The organism is Haliea sp. E17 (genome assembly GCF_048323675.1).
Classification (GTDB): domain Bacteria; phylum Pseudomonadota; class Gammaproteobacteria; order Pseudomonadales; family Halieaceae; genus Mangrovimicrobium.
Genome location: NZ_JBLWFK010000004.1, coordinates 372,201 through 395,492, shown reverse-complemented (window position 1 = coordinate 395,492; position 23,292 = coordinate 372,201). Strand labels below are relative to the sequence as shown.

General features: G+C 63.3%; 29 protein-coding genes. 22 read left to right on the top strand and 7 right to left on the bottom strand.

The window, feature by feature from the left end; translation table 11 throughout:
* Positions 1 to 323: 323 nt before the first annotated feature.
* Positions 324 to 1,238, bottom strand: a complete 915-nt coding sequence (gene argF / locus ACNKU3_RS12405) for an ornithine carbamoyltransferase (protein ID WP_418259785.1) — start codon at positions 1,236 to 1,238, stop codon at positions 324 to 326.
* Positions 1,239 to 1,267: 29 nt separating this feature from the next.
* A complete protein-coding gene (locus ACNKU3_RS12400; RefSeq protein WP_418259784.1) occupies positions 1,268 to 2,431 on the bottom strand; it encodes an aspartate aminotransferase family protein in 1,164 nt (387 codons plus the stop codon).
* A 491-nt stretch (positions 2,432 to 2,922) separates the two neighbouring features.
* Here ACNKU3_RS12400 and grxD point away from each other — a divergent pair, with 491 nt between their 5' ends.
* Positions 2,923 to 3,255: a Grx4 family monothiol glutaredoxin gene (grxD, locus tag ACNKU3_RS12395; protein WP_418259783.1), complete on the top strand. Its 333-nt coding sequence runs from the start codon at positions 2,923 to 2,925 to the stop codon at positions 3,253 to 3,255.
* A gap of 110 nt (positions 3,256 to 3,365) precedes the next feature.
* Here the strand turns inward: grxD and bfr are convergent, their stop codons facing one another.
* Positions 3,366 to 3,848, bottom strand: a complete 483-nt coding sequence (bfr, locus tag ACNKU3_RS12390; RefSeq protein WP_418259782.1) for a bacterioferritin — start codon at positions 3,846 to 3,848, stop codon at positions 3,366 to 3,368.
* Positions 3,849 to 3,983: 135 nt separating this feature from the next.
* Positions 3,984 to 4,190, bottom strand: coding sequence for a bacterioferritin-associated ferredoxin (locus tag ACNKU3_RS12385; RefSeq protein ID WP_418259781.1), 207 nt, complete (start codon positions 4,188 to 4,190; stop codon positions 3,984 to 3,986).
* Between the two features lie 237 nt (positions 4,191 to 4,427).
* Here ACNKU3_RS12385 and ACNKU3_RS12380 point away from each other — a divergent pair, with 237 nt between their 5' ends.
* From ACNKU3_RS12380 to lipB, 12 genes are all read left to right on the top strand, one after another.
* On the top strand, positions 4,428 to 5,030 hold the full coding sequence (locus tag ACNKU3_RS12380) for a peroxiredoxin (protein ID WP_418259780.1): 603 nt from the start codon (positions 4,428 to 4,430) through the stop codon (positions 5,028 to 5,030).
* A gap of 134 nt (positions 5,031 to 5,164) precedes the next feature.
* Positions 5,165 to 6,421, top strand: a complete 1,257-nt coding sequence (locus ACNKU3_RS12375) for a glutamate-5-semialdehyde dehydrogenase (RefSeq protein WP_418259779.1) — start codon at positions 5,165 to 5,167, stop codon at positions 6,419 to 6,421.
* Positions 6,418 to 7,065: a nicotinate-nucleotide adenylyltransferase gene (nadD, locus tag ACNKU3_RS12370; RefSeq protein ID WP_418259778.1), complete on the top strand. Its 648-nt coding sequence runs from the start codon at positions 6,418 to 6,420 to the stop codon at positions 7,063 to 7,065. Before ACNKU3_RS12375 ends, nadD begins: the two co-directional genes overlap by 4 nt.
* Before the next feature lie 36 nt (positions 7,066 to 7,101).
* The gene (gene rsfS / locus ACNKU3_RS12365; RefSeq protein WP_418259777.1) at positions 7,102 to 7,443 is read left to right on the top strand and encodes a ribosome silencing factor; all 342 of its coding nucleotides are present in this window, start codon (positions 7,102 to 7,104) and stop codon (positions 7,441 to 7,443) included.
* On the top strand, positions 7,443 to 7,913 hold the full coding sequence (gene rlmH / locus ACNKU3_RS12360; RefSeq protein WP_418259776.1) for a 23S rRNA (pseudouridine(1915)-N(3))-methyltransferase RlmH: 471 nt from the start codon (positions 7,443 to 7,445) through the stop codon (positions 7,911 to 7,913). The genes rsfS and rlmH overlap by 1 nt, the downstream gene beginning before the upstream one ends.
* 73 nt (positions 7,914 to 7,986) lie before the next feature.
* A complete protein-coding gene (gene mrdA, locus ACNKU3_RS12355; RefSeq protein ID WP_418259775.1) occupies positions 7,987 to 9,849 on the top strand; it encodes a penicillin-binding protein 2 in 1,863 nt (620 codons plus the stop codon).
* The gene (gene rodA, locus ACNKU3_RS12350; RefSeq protein WP_418259774.1) at positions 9,842 to 10,984 is read left to right on the top strand and encodes a rod shape-determining protein RodA; all 1,143 of its coding nucleotides are present in this window, start codon (positions 9,842 to 9,844) and stop codon (positions 10,982 to 10,984) included. The genes mrdA and rodA overlap by 8 nt, the downstream gene beginning before the upstream one ends.
* Positions 10,985 to 11,001: 17 nt before the next feature.
* Positions 11,002 to 12,021: a lytic murein transglycosylase B gene (gene mltB / locus ACNKU3_RS12345; protein ID WP_418259773.1), complete on the top strand. Its 1,020-nt coding sequence runs from the start codon at positions 11,002 to 11,004 to the stop codon at positions 12,019 to 12,021.
* A complete protein-coding gene (locus ACNKU3_RS12340; protein WP_418259772.1) occupies positions 12,018 to 12,863 on the top strand; it encodes a septal ring lytic transglycosylase RlpA family protein in 846 nt (281 codons plus the stop codon). Before mltB ends, ACNKU3_RS12340 begins: the two co-directional genes overlap by 4 nt.
* Positions 12,864 to 12,950: 87 nt before the next feature.
* Positions 12,951 to 14,108: a D-alanyl-D-alanine carboxypeptidase family protein gene (locus ACNKU3_RS12335; RefSeq protein ID WP_418259771.1), complete on the top strand. Its 1,158-nt coding sequence runs from the start codon at positions 12,951 to 12,953 to the stop codon at positions 14,106 to 14,108.
* Between the two features lie 14 nt (positions 14,109 to 14,122).
* Positions 14,123 to 14,392: a YbeD family protein gene (locus ACNKU3_RS12330; protein WP_418259770.1), complete on the top strand. Its 270-nt coding sequence runs from the start codon at positions 14,123 to 14,125 to the stop codon at positions 14,390 to 14,392.
* Complete coding sequence (gene lipB / locus ACNKU3_RS12325; RefSeq protein ID WP_418259769.1) at positions 14,392 to 15,003, top strand: lipoyl(octanoyl) transferase LipB; 612 nt, start codon at positions 14,392 to 14,394, stop codon at positions 15,001 to 15,003. Before ACNKU3_RS12330 ends, lipB begins: the two co-directional genes overlap by 1 nt.
* 75 nt (positions 15,004 to 15,078) lie before the next feature.
* Here the strand turns inward: lipB and ACNKU3_RS12320 are convergent, their stop codons facing one another.
* The gene (locus ACNKU3_RS12320) at positions 15,079 to 15,615 is read right to left on the bottom strand and encodes a response regulator transcription factor (RefSeq protein WP_418259768.1); all 537 of its coding nucleotides are present in this window, start codon (positions 15,613 to 15,615) and stop codon (positions 15,079 to 15,081) included.
* A gap of 1 nt (position 15,616) precedes the next feature.
* Complete coding sequence (locus ACNKU3_RS12315; RefSeq protein WP_418259767.1) at positions 15,617 to 16,891, bottom strand: ATP-binding protein; 1,275 nt, start codon at positions 16,889 to 16,891, stop codon at positions 15,617 to 15,619.
* Positions 16,892 to 17,013: 122 nt separating this feature from the next.
* Between ACNKU3_RS12315 and ACNKU3_RS12310 the strand changes: the two genes are divergently transcribed.
* Complete coding sequence (locus ACNKU3_RS12310) at positions 17,014 to 18,591, top strand: peptide chain release factor 3 (protein ID WP_418259766.1); 1,578 nt, start codon at positions 17,014 to 17,016, stop codon at positions 18,589 to 18,591.
* A 5-nt stretch (positions 18,592 to 18,596) separates the two neighbouring features.
* Here ACNKU3_RS12310 and ACNKU3_RS12305 read toward each other — a convergent pair whose 3' ends face one another.
* Entirely contained in the window at positions 18,597 to 18,998 is a 402-nt protein-coding gene (locus tag ACNKU3_RS12305; protein ID WP_418259765.1) for an NINE protein, read from the bottom strand.
* Positions 18,999 to 19,172: 174 nt separating this feature from the next.
* On the opposite strand from ACNKU3_RS12305, the gene ACNKU3_RS12300 reads away from it, so the two are divergent.
* From ACNKU3_RS12300 to rplV, 8 genes are all read left to right on the top strand, one after another.
* Entirely contained in the window at positions 19,173 to 19,487 is a 315-nt protein-coding gene (locus tag ACNKU3_RS12300; RefSeq protein WP_418259764.1) for a TraR/DksA family transcriptional regulator, read from the top strand.
* A 275-nt stretch (positions 19,488 to 19,762) separates the two neighbouring features.
* A complete protein-coding gene (gene rpsJ / locus ACNKU3_RS12295) occupies positions 19,763 to 20,074 on the top strand; it encodes a 30S ribosomal protein S10 (protein ID WP_418259763.1) in 312 nt (103 codons plus the stop codon).
* 129 nt (positions 20,075 to 20,203) lie between these two features.
* A complete protein-coding gene (gene rplC / locus ACNKU3_RS12290; protein WP_418259762.1) occupies positions 20,204 to 20,839 on the top strand; it encodes a 50S ribosomal protein L3 in 636 nt (211 codons plus the stop codon).
* Positions 20,840 to 20,857: 18 nt separating this feature from the next.
* Complete coding sequence (rplD, locus tag ACNKU3_RS12285) at positions 20,858 to 21,475, top strand: 50S ribosomal protein L4 (RefSeq protein ID WP_418259761.1); 618 nt, start codon at positions 20,858 to 20,860, stop codon at positions 21,473 to 21,475.
* Complete coding sequence (gene rplW, locus ACNKU3_RS12280) at positions 21,472 to 21,768, top strand: 50S ribosomal protein L23 (protein ID WP_418259759.1); 297 nt, start codon at positions 21,472 to 21,474, stop codon at positions 21,766 to 21,768. Before rplD ends, rplW begins: the two co-directional genes overlap by 4 nt.
* Positions 21,769 to 21,782: 14 nt before the next feature.
* Complete coding sequence (gene rplB / locus ACNKU3_RS12275; protein ID WP_418259758.1) at positions 21,783 to 22,610, top strand: 50S ribosomal protein L2; 828 nt, start codon at positions 21,783 to 21,785, stop codon at positions 22,608 to 22,610.
* A 37-nt stretch (positions 22,611 to 22,647) separates the two neighbouring features.
* Positions 22,648 to 22,923 (top strand): 30S ribosomal protein S19, encoded by a 276-nt coding sequence (rpsS, locus tag ACNKU3_RS12270; RefSeq protein ID WP_135442959.1) that lies wholly within the window; start codon positions 22,648 to 22,650, stop codon positions 22,921 to 22,923.
* Between the two features lie 24 nt (positions 22,924 to 22,947).
* Positions 22,948 to 23,286: a 50S ribosomal protein L22 gene (gene rplV / locus ACNKU3_RS12265; RefSeq protein WP_418259757.1), complete on the top strand. Its 339-nt coding sequence runs from the start codon at positions 22,948 to 22,950 to the stop codon at positions 23,284 to 23,286.
* Positions 23,287 to 23,292: the final 6 nt, after the last annotated feature.

Below are 23,292 nucleotides of genomic sequence, written 5' to 3'. Positions count from 1 at the left end.
GCGGGCTAATCTGTGCAGATCAGTAACGCCGGGTGACATTATGATTGCTCTTTGCCCGGCGAATACCCCATATATTGGGGTTTTTGAAAGCGTGAGATACAAGATAATGCGAGGTCTGGCGTAATGCAAGGCACCACGCTGGGTTTATGTTGTGGATAACTTGTTGATTTAAAGGTGGGTCGGCGCCCACTAACCGGGCGGGTGCCGTGGAGCTTGCGGGGGCTGGGATATTTCGACACAAATCGCCGGTGAAATTTTTTCCCCGGCGCGGGCCCGGAGGGGCGCCGCAGGGGGGGGGCTTTTCCACAGCCCGGGGTAGGGGCTCAGGCTGCGGCGTTGAGCAGGGCTTCGATCAGGGCTTTTTGGGCGTGCAGCCGGTTCTCGGCCTCATCCCAGATGACAGTGTCGGACGCGTCCATCAGTTCGGCGCTGATTTCCTCGCCGCGATGCGCCGGGAGGCAGTGCATGTAGAGGGCGTCGGCGGCGGCGTGAGCCATCAGCGCCGCGTTGACCTGGTAGCCGGCGAAGGCCCTTTCGCGGGTTTTCTGCTCCTCCTCCTGGCCCATGGAGGCCCACACGTCGGTCACCACCAGGTCGGCACCAGCCACCGCTTCGCGGGGGTCCTCTACCAGTTGCACCCGGTCGGCGTAGGCATCGAGCAGGGCGCTGGCTGGTTCATAGCCCGCGGGGCAGGCCACCCGCAGCTGGAAGTCGAACTGGCCGGCTGCGTTGATATAGCTCTGCGCCATGTTGTTGCCATCGCCGACCCAGGCCACGGTGCGCCCGGCGATGCTGCCGCGGTGCTCCTGGTAGGTCTGCATGTCCGCCAGCAGCTGGCAGGGGTGGTAGTCGTCGGTAAGCGCGTTGATGACCGGCACCGAGGACGCCGCCGCAAAACGCTCGATGATGTCGTGGCCGAAGGTGCGGATCATGACGATGTCCACCATCGATGAGATCACCCGGGCGGAGTCTTCCACCGGTTCGCCGCGGCCCAGTTGGGTGTCGTTGGGGGACAGGAACATGGCGTGGCCGCCGAGCTGGGCCATGCCGGCCTCGAAGGAAACCCGCGTCCGGGTGGATGATTTCTCGAAGATCATCGCCATCACCTTGCCCGGGAACAGCGGGCGGGCGGTGCCGGCGCGGTGCTCCGTCTTCATCTCGATGGCGCGGTCGATCAGCGCCTGCAGTTCGCCTGCGCTGAAATCGTTGAGAGTGAGAAAGTGCCGGGGGCTTGCCATAGGTACAGCTCGCTTCGGTTTTTGTCCGGTTACAGGTCCAGGATCAGGCTTGCTACGCCTTCGGCCAGTTCCCTGGCCTGATCCTCGGAGATGATGAGTGGCGGCAGCAGGCGTATCGTGTCGCCGGCGGTGACGTTGATCAGCAGGCCGCGCTCCAGCGCCTGACCGACCAGTTGGCCGCATTCGCGGTCGAGCTGGAAGCCCAGCATCAGGCCCATGCCGCGGTCTGTCAGCAGCTTGCCGCTGGCGGCGGTGCGCTCGCGAACAATGCTGCGAATCAGTTCGCCGCGGCTGGGTACAGAGTGCAGGATCTCGGTGTCGAGAATGCTTTCCACGACCGCCAGGGCCGCCGCGCAGACCAGCGGGTTACCGCCGTAAGTCGAACCGTGGTTGCCGGCGTGAAATACTTCCGCCGCGTTGCCGCGGGCCAGGCAGGCGCCGATCGGCACGCCGTTGCCGAGGCCCTTGGCGGTGCTGACCACATCGGGCAGGAAGCCGAGGCCCTGGTAGGCGAACCAGGTGCCGGTGCGCCCGGTGCCGGTCTGCACCTCGTCGAGCATCATCAGCCAGCCCTGCTGGTCGCACAGTTCGCGCACGGCGCTCAGGTAATCGGCGTCGAGCGGCAGCACGCCGCCCTCACCCTGTATCGGCTCGGCCAGGAAGGCCACCACGTCGGGGTTGTTTTTGGCGATCTGCTGCAGTGCCTGGATATCGTTGCGCGGTGCGCGTACGAAACCGCTGACCAGTGGCTCGAAGCCCGCCTGGATCTTGCGGTTGCCGGTGGCGCTCAGGGTCGCCAGCGTGCGGCCGTGGAAAGCGCCCTCGAGGACGATGATGGTCGGCTTGTCCACGCCGCGATTGTGGCCGTACAGGCGCGCCAGCTTGATCGCCGCCTCGTTGGCCTCGGCGCCGGAGTTGCCGAAAAAGCAGTTGTCCATGCCGGTGGCCGCGGTGAGGCGCTCGGCCAGCCGCTCCTGGGGGCCAATGCCGTACAGGTTGGAGGTGTGCAGCAGCTTCGCCGCCTGGGAAGTGATGGCATCGGTGACGGCGGGGTGGGCGTGGCCGAGACCGGTGACGCCGATGCCGGAGATTCCGTCGAGGTATCGGCGCCCTTCGCTGTCATACAGGTACACACCTTCACCGTACTCGAACGAGACGGGCAAGCGGGCATAGGTAGGCATCAGCGCCGACATTTTTCTTCTCCAGTAAACGCAAAAAGGCAGCGGGAGCTGCCTCGAACCGACCACTATATCCTCGTGTCAGGGGTTTGGCAATGTGGTCTATCGGCGGGTGGTGGCTGGCAGTTATTGAGTACCAGGCTTGGGGGTTATCTTGCCGGTCGCGAGACGGAACCTGCCTGCTGGAACACGCCAAAAAGCGCACGTCCCTGTGTGGGCTCGGGTGGCGACGTCCTGTCGCCACACGGTTCCAGCAGGCAGGTTCCGCCTCACGCCCTGCCGGTGGAGCAAGCCCGGAATCTGGCCGCGATTGACCAGTCTCTGGCGGGCTTTGTCTCTTCTTTCCGGGAGGTGCGATTGGCTTCAATTCCCACGGTGTGGGGAAGGGCGTATTTTGTCCGGGGTTAATACGGTAGAATAATGAGTTGTCATCAAGTGGTTGCCGGGCAGGCCCGTCCACAGCGGTGGAGCAGGCGTCGCCCGGACAGTGTTATACAGGAACTCCCATGGAAATCTTCGATACCATCAAAGAGCAGATTGAAAACAACCCCATCCTTATTTACATGAAAGGATCTCCCAACGCGCCCCAGTGCGGCTTTTCCGCACGCACGGTGCAGGCCCTGATGCAGTGTGGTGAGCGTTTCGCCTATGTCGACGTGCTGACCAACCCGGATATCCGCGCCAACCTGCCGAAGTACGGCAACTGGCCGACGTTCCCCCAGCTGTGGGTCAACGGCGAGCTGGTCGGCGGCTGCGACATCGTCACCGAGATGTTCGAGAGCGGGGAGCTGCAAACCCTGATCAAGGAATCGGCGCAGTCCAGCGCGGCCTCCGAATAGTTTCGCAGGGCATTAAAAAACCCGCTGTTCCGGCAAGGGGCAGCGGGTTTTTCTTTATTCGGGCCGGGCCGGGCCGGGCCGGGGCGCAGGTGCCCCGGCGTTTTCCGGTCTCAGGATTCGCCGATCGAGTGCATCGCGGTTTGCAGGTAGTTCTGCAGGCCGACTTTGTCGATGAGGCCGAGCTGGGTTTCCAGCCAGTCGATGTGCTCTTCCTCGGATTCCATGATGTGGACGAAGATCTCGCGGGAGACGTAGTCGCTGACGCTTTCACAGTAGGCGATTGCGTCCTTGAGGTCTTCGTGGGCCTTGTGCTCGAGTTTGAGATCGCACTCCAGCATCTCCTTGGTGTTCTCGCCGATCATCAGCTTGCCCAGGTCCTGCAGGTTGGGCAGTCCCTCAAGGAAAAGAATACGCTCGATCAGGGTGTCGGCGTGTTTCATTTCGTCGATAGACTCGTGGTATTCGTGATCGCCGAGTTCCTTGAGGCCCCAGTCCTTGTACATGCGCGCGTGCAGGAAGTACTGGTTGATCGCCACCAGTTCGTTGCCGAGAATCCGGTTGAGGTGCTCGATAACTTTGGGGTCGCCTTTCATAAATGCCTCCGTTGCAAAGTTCCTGCGCCGGAGAATGGGCTAAACGCTCCGCTTTGTCAAGCGTAAGTTATTGATTTTTATGGGTTTTGATACTGATAATCAGATTGATTATCAGCTCCTGTCGCCGTTGTCTGCTCAGGTTGCCGCGTAGTAAAGGGGCTCTTCCAGCTGTGGCATTTCGGCCAGGGCATCGCGCACGATCTGCCGGGCCAGCAGGCCGCACTTGCCGCACTGGCTGGCGACACCGAGGGCGGCGCGGACTTCGCGCAGGGAGCTGGCGCCCTCTTCCACGGCGGTGCGGATCTGGGAGTCGGTAATACCTTTGCAAAGACAGACGTACATGGGCGTTTCTTTATACTGTATGAATCCTGACCGGGTTAAAGTTATTGAAAACGAGAATGATTGTCAACAGTGTTCTCTGCCAGATCATTCCGGGGCTGTTTGCACCGCGCGACCACAGCATCGCGGCCGGTATTGTTCGGGCATTTTATTTGCCTCTATGTTCCCGCGCGGTTAGGATTCTGCCGCTAAGCGGGGTATTCGCCCCGCGCTATTCAACCTCACAAAGGGAGTGACAAGATGGGCGTTTTAGTTGGCAAACCTGCACCTGATTTTGATGTTGCCGCGGTACTTGGCTCAGGCGAGATCGTTGATTCCTACAAGCGGTCCGAGGCGATGGCCGGCAAGTACGGCCTGGTGTTCTTCTATCCTCTGGACTTCACCTTCGTTTGTCCTTCCGAGCTGATTGCACTCGACCACCGCATGGACAAGTTCCGTGAGCTGGGCGTGGAAGTGGTTGCAGTCTCTATCGACTCGCAGTTTACCCACAACGCGTGGCGCAATACCCCTGTCGACAAAGGCGGCATCGGCGCTGTGTCCTACACCATGGCTGCGGACGTTAACCACGACATCTGCCGGGCCTACGACGTTGAAACCGCCGGCGGCGTGGCTTTCCGCGGCGCGTTCCTGATCGACAAGGAAGGCAACGTGCGCTCCCAGCTGGTCAACGACCTGCCGCTGGGCCGCAACATCGACGAGCTGATCCGCCTGGTCGAGGCGCTGCAGTTCCACGAAGCGCACGGCGAAGTCTGCCCCGCGGGCTGGAACAAGGGCGACAAGGGCATGTCCGCGTCCCCCGACGGCGTCGCCGCCTACCTGGCCGAGAACGCCGACGCGCTGTAAGGTTGCAAGCGGAAGCGAAACGCGGGCATTGCCCGCGTTTTTTTTGCCCGCGGGATTATTCACCCGCAGGGCGCGCCAGCCGCGGGCTTCGGGTATAATCCCGCGCTTTCACTGGTGCAGGGCACGGTTCGGTTATGGATGTAGAGCAGTACATGTCGGAGCTCGGCGGCGCGGCGCGCGCCGCTGCGCGGGTCGTGGCGGCGTCCTCGACCCGTGTGCGCAACGACGCCTTGCTGGCGGCGCGGGATGCGCTGGAAGCCGCCCGCCATGCAATCGCCGAAGCCAACGCCGCCGATTTGCAGCGTGGCAGGGAAAACGGCCTGGACGCTGCGCTGATGGACCGCCTGGAACTGACGCCTCCGCGCTTCGATGCCATGCTCGAAGGGCTGGTCCAGGTTGCCGCCCTGCCTGACCCGGTGGGCAGTATCAACGATGTCAAAACCCGACCGAGCGGTATCCAGGTCGGGCGCATGCGCGTGCCCCTCGGGGTTATCGGCATCATCTACGAGTCGCGTCCGAACGTTACTGTGGAAGCTGCCAGCCTGTGCCTCAAGTCGGGTAACGCGACCATCCTGCGCGGCGGTAGCGAGGCGCTGGAATCCAACCTGGCCATTGCCCGCTGCCTCGCCGCGGGCCTGCAGGCCGCCGGTTTGCCGGCGTCCGCGGTGCAGGTGGTGGAGACCCGCGACCGCGCGGCGGTCGGCCGGCTTATTGCGATGCCGGAGTTCGTCGACGTGATCGTGCCCCGCGGTGGCAAGAGCCTGATCGAGCGCATCAGTGCCGAGGCCCGGGTGCCGGTGATCAAGCACCTGGACGGCAACTGCCACGTGTATATCGACGAGGGCGCCGACCTGGATATGGCCGAGGCGATAGCCGTGAACGCCAAAACCCAGCGCTACGGCACCTGCAACACCATGGAATCCCTGCTGGTGCATGCCGCCGAGGCGGAGGCCATCCTGCCGCGGCTGGCGGCGGCCTACGCCGCTGCGGGTGTCGAGTTGCGCGCCTGCGAGCGATCGCGCCCGCTGCTGCCCGGCGCCGTGGCGGCGACCGAAAGCGACTGGTACGAGGAGTACCTCGGCCCGATCCTGGCGGTGCGCATCGTCGACGGTCTGGATGCCGCCATGGCGCATATCGAGCAGTACAGTTCGCGCCATACCGAGAGCATCGTGACCCGGGACCACGGCCGCGCCATGCGCTTCCTGCGCGAGGTGGATTCCAGCTCGGTGATGGTCAACGCCTCGACCCGCTTCGCCGATGGCTTTGAATATGGCCTCGGTGCGGAGATCGGCATATCCACCGACAAGCTCCACGCCCGCGGCCCGGTGGGTCTCGAGGGGCTGACCTCGGAAAAATACATTGTGCTGGGCGAGGGGCAGGTCCGCCGTTGAGTACCCGATCGGGGCCGGTGGGTGTCTTTGGCGGCACCTTTGACCCGGTGCACAACGGCCACCTGCGCTCAGCGCTGGAACTGGTCGAACTTTTGCAGCTGGACCACCTGCGCCTGATGCCCTGTGCCCAGCCTCCCCACGGCAAAACGCCCGCGGTGGCCGCCGGGCACCGCGCGGCCATGGTGGAGCTGGCCGTGCGTGATGAGCCCCGCCTTTCCTGTGATGCCCGCGAACTCGGGCGCAGCGGCGCGTCCTACACCGTGGACAGTTTGCTGGAGTTGCGCGGCGAGCTCGGCGAAAGCGCCAGCCTCTGCCTGGTCATGGGGGGCGACGCGGTCGCGCACCTCGATAGCTGGAACCGCTGGGAGCAACTCGGCGAGCTGGCCCACATCGTGGTGCTGGCGCGCCCCGGTTGGCAGCTGCCCGAATCCGGGGTGGTTGCAGACTGGCTGCGGCAGCACGCGGTGCCGGATGCGGCGGAACTCGGCTTGCGGCCGGCCGGCGCGGTCCTGGTGGAACGCCTGCGCCAGCTGCCGATTTCATCCACCGAGATCCGCCAGATGCTGGCGGCGGGGCGCTCGCCGCGATACCTGCTGCCGGCGCCGGTATTGGACTATATTCAAGACAATCAACTGTACCTGTGAAGAGGAACACGAAAACTATGGAAACCTGTCAGCGAAATGCAGGCTGAGCAATTGAAGGATCTGGTCATCGATGCGCTCGATGACCTCAAGGCGGTAAACACGGTGGCCCTGGATGTCACCGGTCTGACCGATGTCATGGATTACCTGGTGATAACCAGCGGCACATCCAATCGCCACGTCAAATCGCTGGCCGATAACGTGTGCCTCGAGGCCAAGAAGCAGGGCCAGCGGGCGCTTGGCGTGGAAGGTGAGGACGCCGGCGAGTGGGTGCTGGTGGATTTCGGCGATGTCGTCGTCCATGTCATGCTGCCCGCCACCCGCGACTTCTATGACCTTGAACGTCTCTGGGCGGACCTGCGCAACCCCGAAGCGAAGTAATGCGCATCACCGTATTCGCCATGGGTACGCGGATGCCGGGCTGGGTTTATGAGGGCGTGGACGAGTACACCCGGCGCATGCCCCGCGAGCTTAAAGTGGAGTGGCGCGAGCTGCCCCTGCCTCAGCGGGGCAAGCGCAGCCAGCCCGAACAGCTGGTGGAAAAGGAGGGCGAGCAGATCCTGCGCGCTATCCCCGATGGCGACCGGGTCATTGCGCTGGACGTGCGCGGCAAATCCTTCAGCACCCCGGGCCTGGCGCAAAAACTCAATGACTGGCAGATGTCCGGCAACAACGTCAGTTTGCTGATTGGCGGCCCCGATGGCCTGGCGGATGCATGCCTGCAGCGGGCGGAAATGCACTGGTCGCTGTCGGACCTCACCCTGCCGCACCCCCTGGTGCGGGTTTTACTCGCCGAACAGCTGTACCGGGCTTGGACAATCACAGTCAATCACCCGTATCATCGCGACTAGCGTCGCCAGCCGGAATTTTTTCCGGCTTTCGATACCGTAATCTCCCACGATAAGAACCCAGGCCCGCGGTTACATGCCCCAACCCATTGCTTTGAAAGATCCGCAGCGGGAGATCCGGATCTACCAGGCCAGAACCTTAACCGCCATCGCCATCGTCCTGGTCCTGCTGGGCGTTATAGTCGCCCGCTACTACAACCTGCAGATCACCGAATACGAGACCTACCGGACCCAGTCGGAGAGCAACCGGGTCCGGCTGGAGCCCCTGCCGCCCAAGCGCGGCCTTATTTACGACCGCAACGGTGTCCTGCTGGCGGACAACCGCCCCAGCTATACCCTGTCGATAATCAAGGAGCGGGTGAAGGACCTGGAGGCGACCCTCGGTGAGCTGCAGGGTATCCTGCCGATCACCGAGAGTGAGCTGGAAAAGTTCCACGAGCGCCTGCGCCGGCGGCGTCCCTACGAGGCGGTGCCGCTGCACTTTCGCCTCACCGAATCCGAGCGGGCGCGCCTCGCGGTGGACCGCTTTCGCATGCCGGGGGTGGTGGTGGAGGCGCAGCTGCTGCGCTACTACCCCTACGGCGACCTGTTCTCCCACGCCCTGGGCTATGTCGGGCGGATTAATGAGCGGGAGGTGGAGCAGATCGATGAGAACGCCTACCGCGGAACCTTCCACATCGGCAAGGTGGGGGTGGAGCGCTACTACGAGGATATCCTCCATGGCAAGGTGGGTTACCAGAACGTGGAAACCAATGCCCACGGCAGGATCCTGCGGGTACTGGAACGCTTTGATCCCACGCCGGGCGCCAACCTGACCCTGAACCTCGACATCCACGTACAGCGCGCGGCAACCGAAGCGCTGGGTAATCGCCGCGGGGCCGTGGTGGCCATCGACCCGCGCACCGGCGGTGTGCTGGCGCTGGTGTCGACGCCCGCCTACAACAGCAACCTGTTCGTCAACGGGATCAGCTCGAAGGACTACGCCGAGCTGCGTGATTCCCCGGATGTGCCGCTGTTCAACCGCACAGTTCAGGGGCAATACCCGCCGGGCTCGACAATCAAGCCGATGATGGGCATGGCGGGGCTGATTTCAGGGTTGGTGACGCCCGAGTACACGGTGCCGGACCCGGGCTGGTACAGCCTGCCCGGGGATTCCCACCGCTACCGCGACTGGATCCTGCGCATCCGCGGCACCGGGCACGCGCCGCGGGTCGACCTGAACATGGCGATTGCCGAGTCCTGCGACACCTATTTCTACGACCTGGGCCGGCGCCTTACCATCGACCGGATACACGAGTACCTTCTGCCCTTCGGCTTTGGCGAGCGGACCGGCATCGACACCACCCACGAACGTCCGGGAGTCCTGCCCTCGGTGCGCTGGAAGCGCGAGACCATGAACCAGCCTTGGTATCCCGGCGAGACCATCAGTGCCAGCATCGGGCAGGGATACATGCTGGCGACGCCACTGCAACTGGCAGAGGCGGTGGCGGTGATCGCCAGCCGGGGCGAACGCCACGTACCGCGACTGGTCAAGGCGATCAACGGACAGGAGCTGGAAGTGCCGGCACTGCCGCCGATCCAGACCAATCCCGAATACTGGGACGCGGTAATCGATGGCATGCTGGAGGTGGTCTATGGCAAGCGCGGGACCGCCAAGAACCTGGCCAAGGGCATCCGCTACCAGATGGCCGGAAAGACCGGCACCGCCCAGGTGATCGGCATTGCCCAGGGCGAGGTGTACGATGAGGACGAAGTCATGGAGCGCCACCGTCACCACGGCCTGTTTGTCGCCTTTGCGCCGGTAGAGGCGCCCACCATCGCGGTCGCGATCATTGTCGAGAACGGCGGCGGCAGCAGTGCCGCCTCGCCGGTGGCGCGCCGTGTTATCGATACCTGGCTGCTCGGCAGCTCCGACTTCGAGATTCCCGCCGATGGGTGATTATGTTCGCCAGATGCCCCACCAGGGCAGCGCCGACCTGGCCCGGCGCCCCAGCACGGCCTCGCGGCTGCATCTCGATATGCCCCTGCTGCTGCTGTTGCTGGCGCTGACCGGCTACGGGCTGGTGGTGCTCTACAGTGCATCCGGCCAGGACATGGGTGCGGTCATCCGCCAGGGACGCTTCTACCTGGTGGCCTACACGGTGATGTTCGTCGCCGCGCAGATCAGCCTGCCGCGCTATACCCGCTGGGCGCCCTGGCTCTACCTGGCGGGTATCGGACTGCTGGTGGCGGTAATGTTTTTCGGTGTCGGCGCCAAGGGTGCGCAGCGCTGGCTGGACCTGGGTGGCTTCCGCTTCCAGCCCTCCGAGGTGATGAAGCTGATGGTGCCCATGGCGGTGGCCTGCTATCTCGCCGAGCGCTCGCTGCCGCCGCGCTTCGCCACGCTTCTGGTCGGCCTGGTCATCGTCGGTGTGCCGGCGGCCCTGATCCTGCAGCAACCCGACCTCGGCACCGCCCTGCTGATTGCCGCCAGCGGCCTGTTCGTGCTGTTCATGGCGGGCATCAGCTGGCGCTATATTTTCGGTGCGGTGGTAGTGGCGGTGGCCTCCGCCTGGCCGGCCTGGCTGTTCATGCTCAAGGACTACCAGAAGCAGCGCATTCTCACCCTGCTCAATCCCGAGAGCGACAAGCTGGGTGCAGGCTGGAATATCATCCAGTCCAAGACCGCCATCGGCTCCGGCGGCTGGATGGGCAAGGGCTGGATGACGGGAACCCAGTCACAGCTCGATTTCCTGCCCGAGAGCCATACCGATTTCATCATCGCGGTACTGGCGGAGGAGTTCGGCCTGCGCGGTGTGCTGGCCCTGGTGGGCCTCTACCTGCTGATCCTCGCCCGTGGATTCTGGATTGGCTACCACGCCCAGACCAGTTTCGGGCGCATGATGGCGGGCAGCCTGACACTGACCTTCTTTGTCTACGTGTTTGTTAATATGGGCATGGTGGCGGGCCTGCTTCCCGTCGTGGGTGTTCCACTGCCCCTGGTCAGCGCGGGCGGTACAGCGCTGGTAACCCTGATGGCGGGCTTCGGCATATTGATGGCCGTCAGTACTGAAAAGCGGATGGTGGTTCGCTGATGTTCAAGAGGAAATCAATGAAAGGCAGTCTCGATAGAGTGGTGCGGCGCTGGAGCTGGATTCCCCTGGCGCTGGGTTTGTGTCCCGCCGTTTCCTGTGCCGGCGACGAGAATTACGCCGGCAATCCGGCGGCGCTCGAGCTGGTGGACCAGATGGTGGCGGAAGACGGCTTCCAGCGCGAGGAATTGCTGCTCCTGCTGGGCGACGCCAGGCGCCAGGAATCGATCCTCGAGGCGATTTCCCGGCCCGCGGAGAAGGCCAAGCCCTGGTACGAATACCGGCAGATATTCCTGACCCCCAAGCGCATCAACGACGGCATCGCTTTCTATCGCGAACACCGTGAAACCCTGTTGCGGGCGGAGGCGGAAACCGGCGTTCCCGCCAGCATCATCGTCTCCATCATCGGTGTGGAAACCCTCTACGGCAGGATCATGGGCAGTTACCGGGTGCTCGACGCGCTCACCACCCTGGCCTTTGATTACCCGCGCCGCGCCGACTTCTTCACCGGCGAATTGCGCAACTACCTGATTCTCACCCGGGAACAGGGCAAGGACCCGCGCACCCTGAAAGGCTCCTACGCGGGGGCCATGGGCTACGGCCAGTTCATGCCCAGCAGCTACCGCTCCTACGCGATCGACTTCGACGCTGACGGCACCGCGGATATCTGGGAAAACCCGGTTGACGCCATCGGCAGCGTGGCCAATTACTTCAAGGCCCACGGCTGGACTCCCGGCGCCACGGTGGTGGTGCCGGCGCGGGAGGAACGCGCGCTGCCCGCGGAGATGTTCAGCGAGGGCAGGGCCCTTGAACCCCGTTACAGCGTTGCCGAATTGAGCGCCGCCGGCCTGGTACCGGGCGCGCCGGTGGACCCGCAGGAAAAGGCCATCGCACTGGATTTTGAACTGGCTGACGACGGCCACGAATACTGGCTGGGGCTGCACAATTTCTACGTCATCACCCGCTACAACCACAGCGCCAAGTACGCCATGAGCGTCTACCAGCTGAGCGAGGCGATTGCCGAGGGGGTCGCGGAATGAAGCCCCTGCGCCTGTGCGCTCTGCTTCTCCTGACCACATCCCTGTTGCAGGCCTGTGCCTCCCGGCCGGTGGAGACGGCCGCCGCTCCCGCCCCCGGGGCCGCGGGCGACGAATACCAGGCCACCCGCTACAGCCGGGATCGCGACGGAGCGCCGCTGCGGGCAATCAGCCCCGACCAGGTCGCGGATGCGGTGCCCCGCGCCGACCCGATTCTGGCGGTGGGCAACCGCAGCCCCTATGCTGTTTCCGGTGTCGAATACGCCATCCTCGATGACTACCGCGAATACCGGGAACAGGGCATCGCCTCCTGGTACGGGGCCAAGTTCGACGGCCACGAGACCTCCAACGGCGAGATCTTTGACGTGTACGCCGCATCCGCGGCCCACCGCACCCTGCCTATCCCCGTGTATGCCCGGGTGACCAACCTGGAAAATGGCCGCAAGGTGATTGTGCGGGTCAACGACCGCGGCCCCTTCCACAGCGAGCGCCTGATCGACCTCTCCTACGGCGCGGCGGTCAAACTGGGTTACGCCAACCAGGGAACGGCGCGGGTGGAAGTTGAAGTCATCGATGTCACCGGCGTCGACGACCTGCGCAACGTACCCGGCAGCCACTACCGCTTCCTGCAGCTGGGTGCCTTCGGCTCCCCGGAATCGGCCCGCAGGCTGCAGACCCAGCTCGCCGCGTTCGTCCAGGTGCCAGTGTTTGTCAGCGAGGTCGATGTCTCCGGGAGCGTCATGTACCGGGTGCGCATCGGCCCGGTGGCCAACGGCGATGAACTGGCGCTGGTGCAGCAGCAGTTGCGCGATGGCGGCTATCCCGAGGGCCAGCCCCTGCCCTGAGGGGCGGCCCCTTCCTTTCGCTGCAGGGGCGCATGCGTTACCATGCGCAGCTACTGAACCCCACCCATCCGAGTGTGCCTGTTCTCTATGATCCGCCTTGTCTCTCTTCTTTTCCTGTTTGTTTTTACCGCCGAAGCCAGCGCTTCGCCGATACCCGATCCGCCCCAGCTCGAAGCCAGTGCCTACATCCTCATGGACGCCGACAGCGGCGCGGTGCTGGCCGAGCACAACGCCGATGAGCGCCTGCCGCCGGCGAGCCTGACCAAGATGATGACCAGCTACGTGCTCGCCAACGAGATCAGTGCCGGCAGGATCAGCCGGGACGACATGGTTACGGTCAGCGAAAACTCCTGGTCCCAGAACCCGATCTTCGAGGGCTCCTCGCTGATGTGGATCGAGCCCGGCAAGGATGTGTCCATTGCCAACCTCGAGCGGGGCATCATCATATCCTCCGGCAATGACGCCTGTGTCGCCGTAGCCGAGCATGTCGCCGGCAGTGAGCAGGTGTTCGCGGAGATGATGAACAGCGAGGCCCAGCGGCTCGGCATGCACGATACCCACTACGTGAATTCCCACGGCCTGCCGGATCCTGAGCTGTACACCACCGCGCGCGACCTGGCCCTGCTGGCCCGGGCGACGGTCAGGGATCACCCCAGCCAGTACCCGATCTACAAGGAGCGCGAATTCACCTACAACGGCATCAGGCAGTACAACCGCAATACCCTGCTCGGCCAGGACCCCAGTGTCGACGGCCTCAAGACCGGCCACACCAAGGAGGCCGGCTATTGCCTGGTGGCCTCGGCAAAGCGCGAACAGATGCGGCTGGTCTCGGTGGTGCTCGGCACCCGCTCCACCAAGGCCCGTGCGGCCGAGTCGCGCAGCCTGCTGAACTACGGTTTCCGCTTCTTCGAAACCGATTCGATCCTCGACGCGGGTAGCGTGCTGGAATCGCCGCGTATCTGGAAAGGCGTGGTGGACAGCGTGCCCGTGGGGGTGAAAGAGGGCGTACTCCTCACCGTGCCCCGGGGCCGCAAGGACGAAATCCAGACTGAAGTCACCCTGCGCCAGGAAATCGAGGCCCCCCTCGCCGAGGGCGATGTGGTGGGCAGCATTGCCATGACGCTGGACGGCAAGCAGATTTACCAGGGCGACGTGGTCGCCCTGCAGGCGGTCGAGCCCGGCGGGTTTTTCTCCCGCCTCTGGGATATGGTCCTGATGTGGATCAACCGCCTGTTCCGGGTTTGAGTGGAGCGCTGGACGTGGCAGAGCAGGAACCGCCGAAGATTGAATTTCCCTGCGAGTACCCGATCAAGGTGCTCGGGCGGGCCAGCGCCAGTTTCGAGGCAGTCATCTTCGAGGTCTTCGAGCGCCATGCTCCCGGCTTTGACCGCGAGCGGGTGACCCAGCGGGATAGCGGCAAGGGGACCTTCACCGCGATTACGGTGGTGATCATCGCTACCGGCAAACCGCAGCTGGAAGCGCTGCACGAGGACCTGCTGGCCACCGGCCACGTGCAGATGGTGATCTGATGGCCGTGGAAACCCGCGAACTGGGCCTGGCGGAGTACGTTCCGGTGCTCGAGGCCATGCGCGAACTGACCGAGACGCGCGACGAAAATTCTCCCGACGAACTCTGGCTGCTGCAGCATCCGCGGGTGTTTACCCAGGGGCAGGCCGGCAAGGCGGAGCACGTGCTGGCGCCCGGCGATATCCCGGTGATCCAGGTCGATCGCGGCGGCCAGGTCACCTATCACGGCCCCGGCCAGTGGGTGATCTACCTGATGATCGACGTCAAGCGCCGGGGTATGGGCGTGCGCGCGCTGGTCACCCTGATCGAGGACAGTATCGTCGCACTGCTCGCCGAATACGGCATTCAGGCAGCGGCGAAACCCGACGCGCCGGGCGTCTACGTGAATGGCGACAAGATCGCCTCCCTCGGCCTGCGGGTACGTCGCGGCTGCACCTATCACGGGCTGTCGCTCAACGTCGATATGGACCTGGAGCCCTTCCAGCGTATCAACCCCTGCGGCTACGAGGGCCTGCAGGTGACCTCGATGGCGCGCCTGCTGCCGGATGCGGAGCTGGATATGGACGCGATCGGGCGGCGCCTGCTGGGCATTCTCGCGGAGAAGCTGGGCTAGGCCAGGCGAAGAACCAGGGTGCCCTGGGTAGGGAGGGACAAGCTGCCCGTCAGCCCGGGAATCAACCCCGAACCCCTAACGCCGGACTGGCCGTTTCTGCAACTTGCGCTGCAAGGTCCGCCGGTGCATCCCCAGCGCCCGAGCCGTGGCCGAGATATTGCCCCCGTTATCCGTGAGCACCCGCTGGATGTGCTCCCATTCCAGGCGGTCAACGGAAATCGGGTCCGCGGGAACCTCCGCCGGCGCCGCGGCGGCACTGCCATCGAAAGCGGCGAGAATCTCGTCGATACCCACCGGTTTGCACAGGTAGTTGAGGGCCCCGGCCTTGGTCGCCTCCACGGCGGTGGCGATGCTCGAATAGCCGGTCAGGATTACCAGTCGCGCATCCGGGGCTGCGTCGAGCAGGGCGGGCAGGATCAACAGGCCCGAGGTGCCCGGCATGTTCAGGTCGAGGAGGATGTGGCTGGGCTGGAAGTCGGCGCAGGCCGCGACTGCTTCGCCGGGCACGTGGCAGCGCCGGACCGCAAAGCCCCGGCGGGAGAAACCCCGCGCCATCACCTCCGTGAATACCTCATCGTCGTCGATCAGCAGGATGTGCGCTTGCTCCGCCATGTTACACCTCACCCGCCAGTGGCAGGGTCAGGGTGGCGATGGCCCCGCCATCCGCCGCGTTGCGCAGTTCCAGCCGGCCGCCGAAGCGCTCGACGGTAGCGTGGCTGAGTAGCAGGCCGATGCCCAGCCCGCTGCGGCTGGCATGGATGACCGGCTTGCCGAGGGTCTCCAGGATCTCCGCGGCGACGCCGCGGCCCCAGTCGCGCACGGCAATATGGCATTCGCGGGCATTCCAGCCGAGCGTCACCTGTACCCGCGGCGAACCGGCGTCCGCGGCGTTATTGAGCAGGTTTTCCAGCGCCTGGCCCAGGGTCGAGTCCACGGAAATTGCCGGCGGCCTGCCTTCGCTGTCGTATTCAATCCCGTAGCTGACCCCGGGCCTGCGCACCGACCAGCGGCGCACGCACTGTTCGACAAACTGGTCCGCGGCGGTGTTTTGCCGCTGGTCGCTGTCCGCCGCTTGGGCGGTCCGGGTGAGGCTGGCCAGCGTGTGGCGGCACTGGTCGAGCTGGAAGCGCAGGGTCTCGCAGTCGCCGCGCTGGGTGGGGGTGAGAGCTGGGTCCGCCAGCATTTCATCCAGCAGTACGGTCATGGTGGTCAGGGGGGTGCCGAGTTCGTGGGCGGTGCCGGCGGCCAGGCTGGCAACGGCGAGGATCTGGTCGTGGCGCAGGCGCTGTTCGCGCTGGGCATTGGCGCGGGCGTCCTGCAGGCGCAGCTGGGCAGCCATGCGCACCACGAAAAAAGTGATCAGGGCGGCGCTGAACAGGAAGTTGAACCACATGCCGAGCACATGGGCCCGGCCCCCCATCTCGTGGCCGTGGCCGGCGTAGGGCGAGAACAGGGGAAAGGGGCGGTAGTGGTACAGCAGCAGGCTGTAGGCGCCCAGCGCGGCCCCGGCGACCAGCCAGGTATAGCGCCAGGGCAGCAGCGCAGCGGAGGCCACCAGCGGCACGATATAGTAGGAGATAAACGGGTTGCCGGCGCCGCCGGTGAAGTACATGAGCGCACTCCAGCCGGCGATATCGAGGAGAAACTGGACCAGGAATTCCATATCCGATACCGGCCAGCGCCGGCCCAGCCGCCAGAAGCTGAGCAGGGTCAGCAGCGCAAAGCCGGCCAGGCTCGCGCCCAGTCCCACGAGGTTGTCAGAAGTGCGGCTGACGCCGAGTACCCAGGCGAGTACCCCGGTCTGGCCGAGCAGGGCCACGCAGCGCATGAGCAGCAGGCTGCGCAGGTTGTCGAGGCTGGGGGAGTAGCTGGTCTGGGCGAATGGCATGGTCACCCGGCGATTATAGCGGCGACAGGCGGCCCGGTGGCAGTGGCAGATTGTCGCGGCAGGCGGCATTCCGGAGCGGCTGGCGAGCGCGTATAATCCGCGCTTTTTGGCGGAACCCCACGATGTCCGATCTCGACAAAGCCATTGCTTCGCGGCGCACCTTCGCGATCATCTCGCACCCGGATGCCGGTAAGACCACGATTACCGAGAAGCTGCTGCTGCTCGGCCAGGCGATCCAGGTGGCGGGCAGTGTCAAGGGCAAGCGCGGTCCACACGCGACCTCGGACTGGATGAGCATGGAGCAGGAGCGGGGTATTTCCGTGACTTCCTCGGTGATGCAGTTCCCCTACCACGACCGCACGGTCAACCTGCTGGATACCCCGGGGCACGAGGATTTCTCCGAGGATACCTACCGCACCCTCACCGCGGTGGACTCCGCGCTGATGGTGATCGACGGCGCCAAGGGCGTGGAAGACCGCACCATCAAGCTGATGAACGTCTGCCGCCTGCGCGACACCCCGATCTTCAGCTTCGTCAACAAGATGGACCGGGACATCCGCGACCCGATCGAGCTGCTGGACGAGATCGAGGAGGTCCTCGCCATCCAGGGTGCGCCGATCAACTGGCCGATCGGCATGGGCAGCCTGTTCAAGGGGGTCTACAACCTCTATACCGACACCATTCATGTCTATACCCCCGGACAGGGCAGTGTGCTGCCCGACGACAAACGCATCGACGGGATCGATTCCGCCGAGGCCCGCGAGTTGCTGGGGGCCGACTACGAGGATTTCGTCGAGGAGATCGAGCTGGTGCGGGGCGCCAGCCACGCCTTCGACCTCGAGCAGTTCCTGGCGGGCAAGCTCAGTCCGGTGTTCTTTGGCACTGCACTGGCCAACTTCGGGGTGCGCGAGATGCTCGATGATTTTGTCGAGTGGGCGCCGCCGCCCCAGGACCGGGAAACCACCAGCCGCGTCGTCGGCGCCACGGAACAGGGTTTCAGCGGCTTCGTCTTCAAGATCCAGGCCAATATGGACCCGCGCCACCGCGACCGCATCGCCTTCCTGCGGGTCTGCTCCGGGCGCTACGAGAAGGGCATGAAAATGCGCCATACCCGCATCGCCAAGGACGTGAAGATCGCCGACGCGGTGACTTTCAAGGCCGGCGAGCGGGTGATGGTGGAGACCGCGGTCTCCGGCGACATCATCGGCCTGCACAACCACGGCACCATCCAGATCGGCGACACCTTTACCGAGGGCGAGGAACTGCAATTCACCGGGATTCCGCACTTCGCGCCCGAGCTGTTCCGGCGCATCCGCCTGAAGGACCCGATGAAGTCCAAGCAGCTGCAGAAAGGCCTGCAGCAGCTGTCGGAAGAGGGTTCGACCCAGGTCTTCGCGCCGATCAGCTCCACCGACCTGATTGTTGGCGCGGTGGGCCAGCTGCAGTTCGAGGTGGTGTCCTACCGCCTGAAGGACGAGTACAAGGTCGAGGCGATCTACGAGCCGGTCAGCGTCTATACCGCGCGCTGGGTCTACTGCGATGACGCGCGCAAGCTGGAGGAGTTCCGCAAGAAGGCCGCGGACCAGCTTTCCATCGACGGCGGCGGCTGCCTCACCTACCTGGCGCCGACCCGGGTCAACCTCTCACTGATGGAAGAGCGCTGGCCGGATATCCAGTTCCGCGCCACCCGGGAGCACTGAGCCGCTCAGCGGTAACCGCGGTTGACCTCGGAGAGCTGCTCGTTGAGGGTGACCAGGTCCCACAGCCAGCCGATACCGAACAGGCCGGCGGTAAACAGGTAGATGATGCCGGTGATCCACTTGCCCATGTACATCCGGTGTACGCCGAACAGCCCGAGAAACACCAGCAGTATCCAGCTCAGGTTGTAGTCCACCGGACCCGGGATATAGCGGTCGTCGGCATCGCGCGCCATGCCCGGAATCAGCAGCAGGTCGATGATCCAGCCGATAAAAAACAGGCCGAGGGTGAAAAACCAGATGGCGCCGGTGATCTGGCGGCCGTAGAAGAAGCGGTGTGCGCCCATAAAGCCGAATATCCATAGCAGGTAACCCATCAGTACGGAGTGGCTGTCGCGGGAGTTGCTCATCGGTTGTCCTCTGTTCCGGGTGGCAGGTATAGTCTGGCTGTGGGCAGTCTCCGGTCTGCCGACCAGCGATATAATAGTAGTAGTTACCAGTTTGCCAGAATGGTTCCCGGTGAGGGGCGGTTCTGCGGCGGACTGCGAGGAATTTGAGGCCAATTACCCGGGTTGGGAGATGCTATGGCATACGAGGAACTCAGGGCGGAGCTGGAAGCCCGCCTGGCGCAGATGCAGTCACGGCTGCACAGTATCAAGCGCGATGTCACCCGCGAGCACTCGGGCGATTCCGCCGAGCAGGCCCAGGAACGTGAAAATGACGAGGTGGTTGACGCCATCGGCAATGAAACCCGGCTGTCGCTGCATTCCATCCAGGTAGCGCTGGATAAAATCGCCGAGGGCACCTATGGCGAGTGCGAGGTCTGTGGCGAGGATATTGGCCTGCCGCGCCTGCGTGCGCTCCCCGAGGCAACCCGTTGCGTCAATTGCGCTGATTAGCGGCCTTTCCCGGCAATCCGATCCCGCCGGGAGGCGCTGACACGAACTGCAGTTGCCAAATGCGCAATTTTTACCACTGCGCGGGCTGGCACAGGCCCGGATTTCAGGTATAGTTCGCGCCCTGTAACGCCAGCGCTTCCCGGGCTGGCAGAATTCCGAAAAATTGTCCGCAAACCGCCTTGACACAACTTGGGGCGGTAATTAGAATTCGCGTCTCTTTTTTCGGGGGGTTCCTTTGCGGGCCTCTGGTTTTTTATTCATTGGAGTTAGGTCAGGTGCAGAACCAGCGTATTCGTATCCGCCTCAAGGCTTTCGACCATAAGCTGATCGATTCATCGACTCAGGAAATCGTCGAAACTGCGCGTCGTACAGGCGCCCAGGTCCGGGGTCCGATCCCCCTTCCTACCCGGAAGGAGAAATACACCGTGCTGATTTCACCGCACGTTAACAAAGATGCACGTGACCAGTACGAAATTCGTACCCACAAGCGTCTGTTGGACATCGTTGAACCGACTGAAAAGACGGTAGATGCCCTGATGAAACTCGACCTGGCAGCAGGTGTAGAAGTACAGATTAGTCTTGGTTAACGAAATTTCGTAACAAGACCTGCCCGGTCGCTAGCCAGCTGCCGGGTGTGTAACAGACCCACAGCGGCAGGTGCCGGGTGGGGAAGGCCATAGAGGGTTACCAGCCCCGTACACTGAGAGGTTAGCAAAATGGCTATTGGCTTAGTCGGCCGTAAGTCCGGTATGACCCGCGTGTTTACCGAAGACGGCGCATCCATTCCAGTAACCGTAGTGGAGGTTTCTCCAAACCGCGTTACTCAAATCAAAGAGCTCGAAACCGATGGTTATCGGGCGATTCAGGTCACTGCGGGCAACCGCAAGGCCTCAAAAGTGAGTAAATCCGAAGCCGGACACTTCGCCAAGGCGGGTGTTGAGGCAGGAAGCGGTCTGTGGGAGTTCCGCCTGGAAGACGCCGATGAGGCGTTCGAGGTTGGTGCTGAGCTGACTGTTGCGCGTTTCGAAGCCGGCCAGATCGTTGATGTGGCGGGTAAATCCAAAGGTAAGGGCTTCCAGGGCGCGGTCAAGCGCTGGAACTTCCGCACCCAGGACGCTACCCACGGTAACTCCCTGTCGCACCGTGCGCCGGGTTCCATTGGTCAGTGCCAGACGCCCGGTCGGGTGTTCAAGGGCAAGAAAATGGCCGGTCACATGGGTGCCGAACAGGTTACTACCCAGGGCCTGGAAGTCGTGCGTGTCGATGCAGAGCGCAATCTGCTGCTCATCAAGGGTGCTGTTCCCGGTGCTCCCGGTGGTCAGGTTATCGTGCGCCCGAGCGTCAAGGCATAAGGTTAGGGGGTTTCTAACGTGGAATTGAATGTTGTGAAGCCGGGCAATGTCGATGCGGGTAAAGTCTCCGTGTCCGATGTCGCTTTCGCTAAAGAGTACAACGAGGATCTGGTTCACCAGGTTGTGACCGCCTATCTGGCCGGCGCCCGTCAGGGTACCCGTGCCCAGAAGACCCGTTCCGAGGTCTCCGGTGGTGGCAAGAAGCCCTGGCGTCAGAAGGGCACCGGTCGTGCTCGCGCAGGTACCATCCGTTCGCCGATCTGGCGTACCGGTGGCGTGACCTTCGCGGCCAAGCCCCAGGATCACTCGCAAAAAGTTAACCGCAAGATGTACCGCGCGGCACTGCGCACCATCATGTCGGAACTGGCCCGTCAGGATCGCCTGGTCGTCGTGGAGAACCTCGACCTCGAGCAGCCCAAGACCAAACTGCTGGTCAAGCAGCTCGGCGAGTACGGACTGGACAACGCACTGATCGTGTCCGCTGAAGTCGGTGAAAACCTGTACCTCGCGGCGCGCAACCTGCACAAGGTTGACGTGCGTGACGTGAACGGCGTGGATCCGGTCAGCCTGATCTCCCACGAGAAAGTGGTAGTCACGGTTGACGCTGTGAAGAAGATTGAGGAGATGCTGGCATGAACCCCGAGCGCGTATTCCAGGTGCTGGTAGGTCCGCACGTATCTGAAAAGGCGGCGATCACTGCCGATGCCAACAACCAGTTCGTCTTCAAGGTTGCGCCAGACGCGACCAAGCTGGAGATCAAGAAGTCGGTTGAGCAGCTGTTCAAGGTAAAAGTGGACAGCGTGCAGACCCTGAAGGTCAAGGGCAAGGTCAAGCGTAACCGTTACGGCTACGCCAGCAAGCCGACCTGGAAAAAGGCATATGTACGACTGGAGCAAGGTCAGGATATCGACTTTGCGGCAGTAGAGTAAGGAGTCGGATCAAAATGGCAGTTCTGAAGAGCAAACCAACTTCGCCCGGTCGTCGCCACGTTGTCCGTGTTGTTGAGACGAGCCTGCACAAAGGTGCACCGCACGCGCCCCTGCTGGAAAAGCAGAGCCGCAACGGTGGTCGTAACAACAAGGGCCGTATCACTACCCGTCACGTGGGTGGTGGTCACAAGCAGCATTACCGGATTATCGATTTCAAGCGCAACAAGGACAGCATTCCTGCGCGCGTAGAGCGCCTGGAATACGATCCGAACCGCTCCGCGCACATTGCGCTGCTGTTGTACAAGGATGGCGAGCGTCGCTACATCATCGCTCCCAAGGGCGTGCAGGCAGGTGACGTGGTCCAGTCCGGCGCCGCAGCCCCGATCAAGGTCGGCAACTGCCTGCCGCTGCGCAACATCCCCGTGGGTAGTGTTGTGCACGGTGTGGAACTGAAGCCCGGCAAAGGCGCCCAGATCGCGCGTTCCGCCGGTGCCTCTGTACAGCTGGTAGCGCGTGAAGGCCAGTACGCCACCCTCCGCCTGCGCTCCGGTGAGATGCGCAAGGTGCTGGTGGACTGCCGCGCGACCATGGGTGAGGTGTCCAACAGTGAGCACAGCCTGCGCAAGCTCGGCAAGGCCGGTGCTGCACGCTGGCGCGGTGTTCGCCCCACGGTTCGTGGTGTGGCGATGAACCCGGTCGATCACCCGCATGGTGGTGGTGAGGGTCGTACTTCCGGTGGCCGTCACCCGGTCAGCCCCTGGGGTACCCCGACCAAAGGCTACAAGACCCGCAAGAACAAGCGCACTGACAAGCTGATTGTGCGCCGTCGCGGGAAAAAGTAATTGCGATCGTAAGAATCGAGAGTAGAGGAAACAGATTGTGCCGCGTTCACTGAAGAAAGGTCCTTTTATCGACCTGCACCTGATGAAGAAGGTAGAAGCCGCTGTCGAAGCCAACGATCGCCGTCCGATCAAGACCTGGTCACGTCGTTCGATGGTCTCTCCGGACATGGTCGGCCTGACCATCGCCGTGCACAACGGCCGTCAGCATGTACCTGTCCTGATCAATGAGGACATGGTTGGTCACAAGTTGGGTGAGTTTGCAGTGACGCGCACCTTCAAGGGCCACATTGTAGACAAGAAGGCGAAGCGCTAAGCGCCGCGTTGAGAGGTTGAGGAAATGGAAGTAGCAGCAAGACTGAAAGGCGCGCGCATCTCAGCGCAGAAAGCCCGCCTGGTCGCTGACCAGGTCCGCGGCAAGCCTGTGGAAGAAGCGCTGAACCTGCTGGAGTTCAGCAACAAGAAAGCGGCGCAGATCGTCAAGAAGGTTCTCGACTCTGCAATCGCCAATGCCGAGAACAACGAAGGCGCCGATGTGGACGAACTGAAAGTGTCCACCATCTTCGTCGACGAAGGCATGACTATGAAGCGCCTGCGCCCCCGTGCCAAGGGTCGCGCAGACCGTATTTTCAAGCGTAGCTGTCACATTACTGTGAAAGTTGCAGACGGCGAAGGCTAAGGAAAG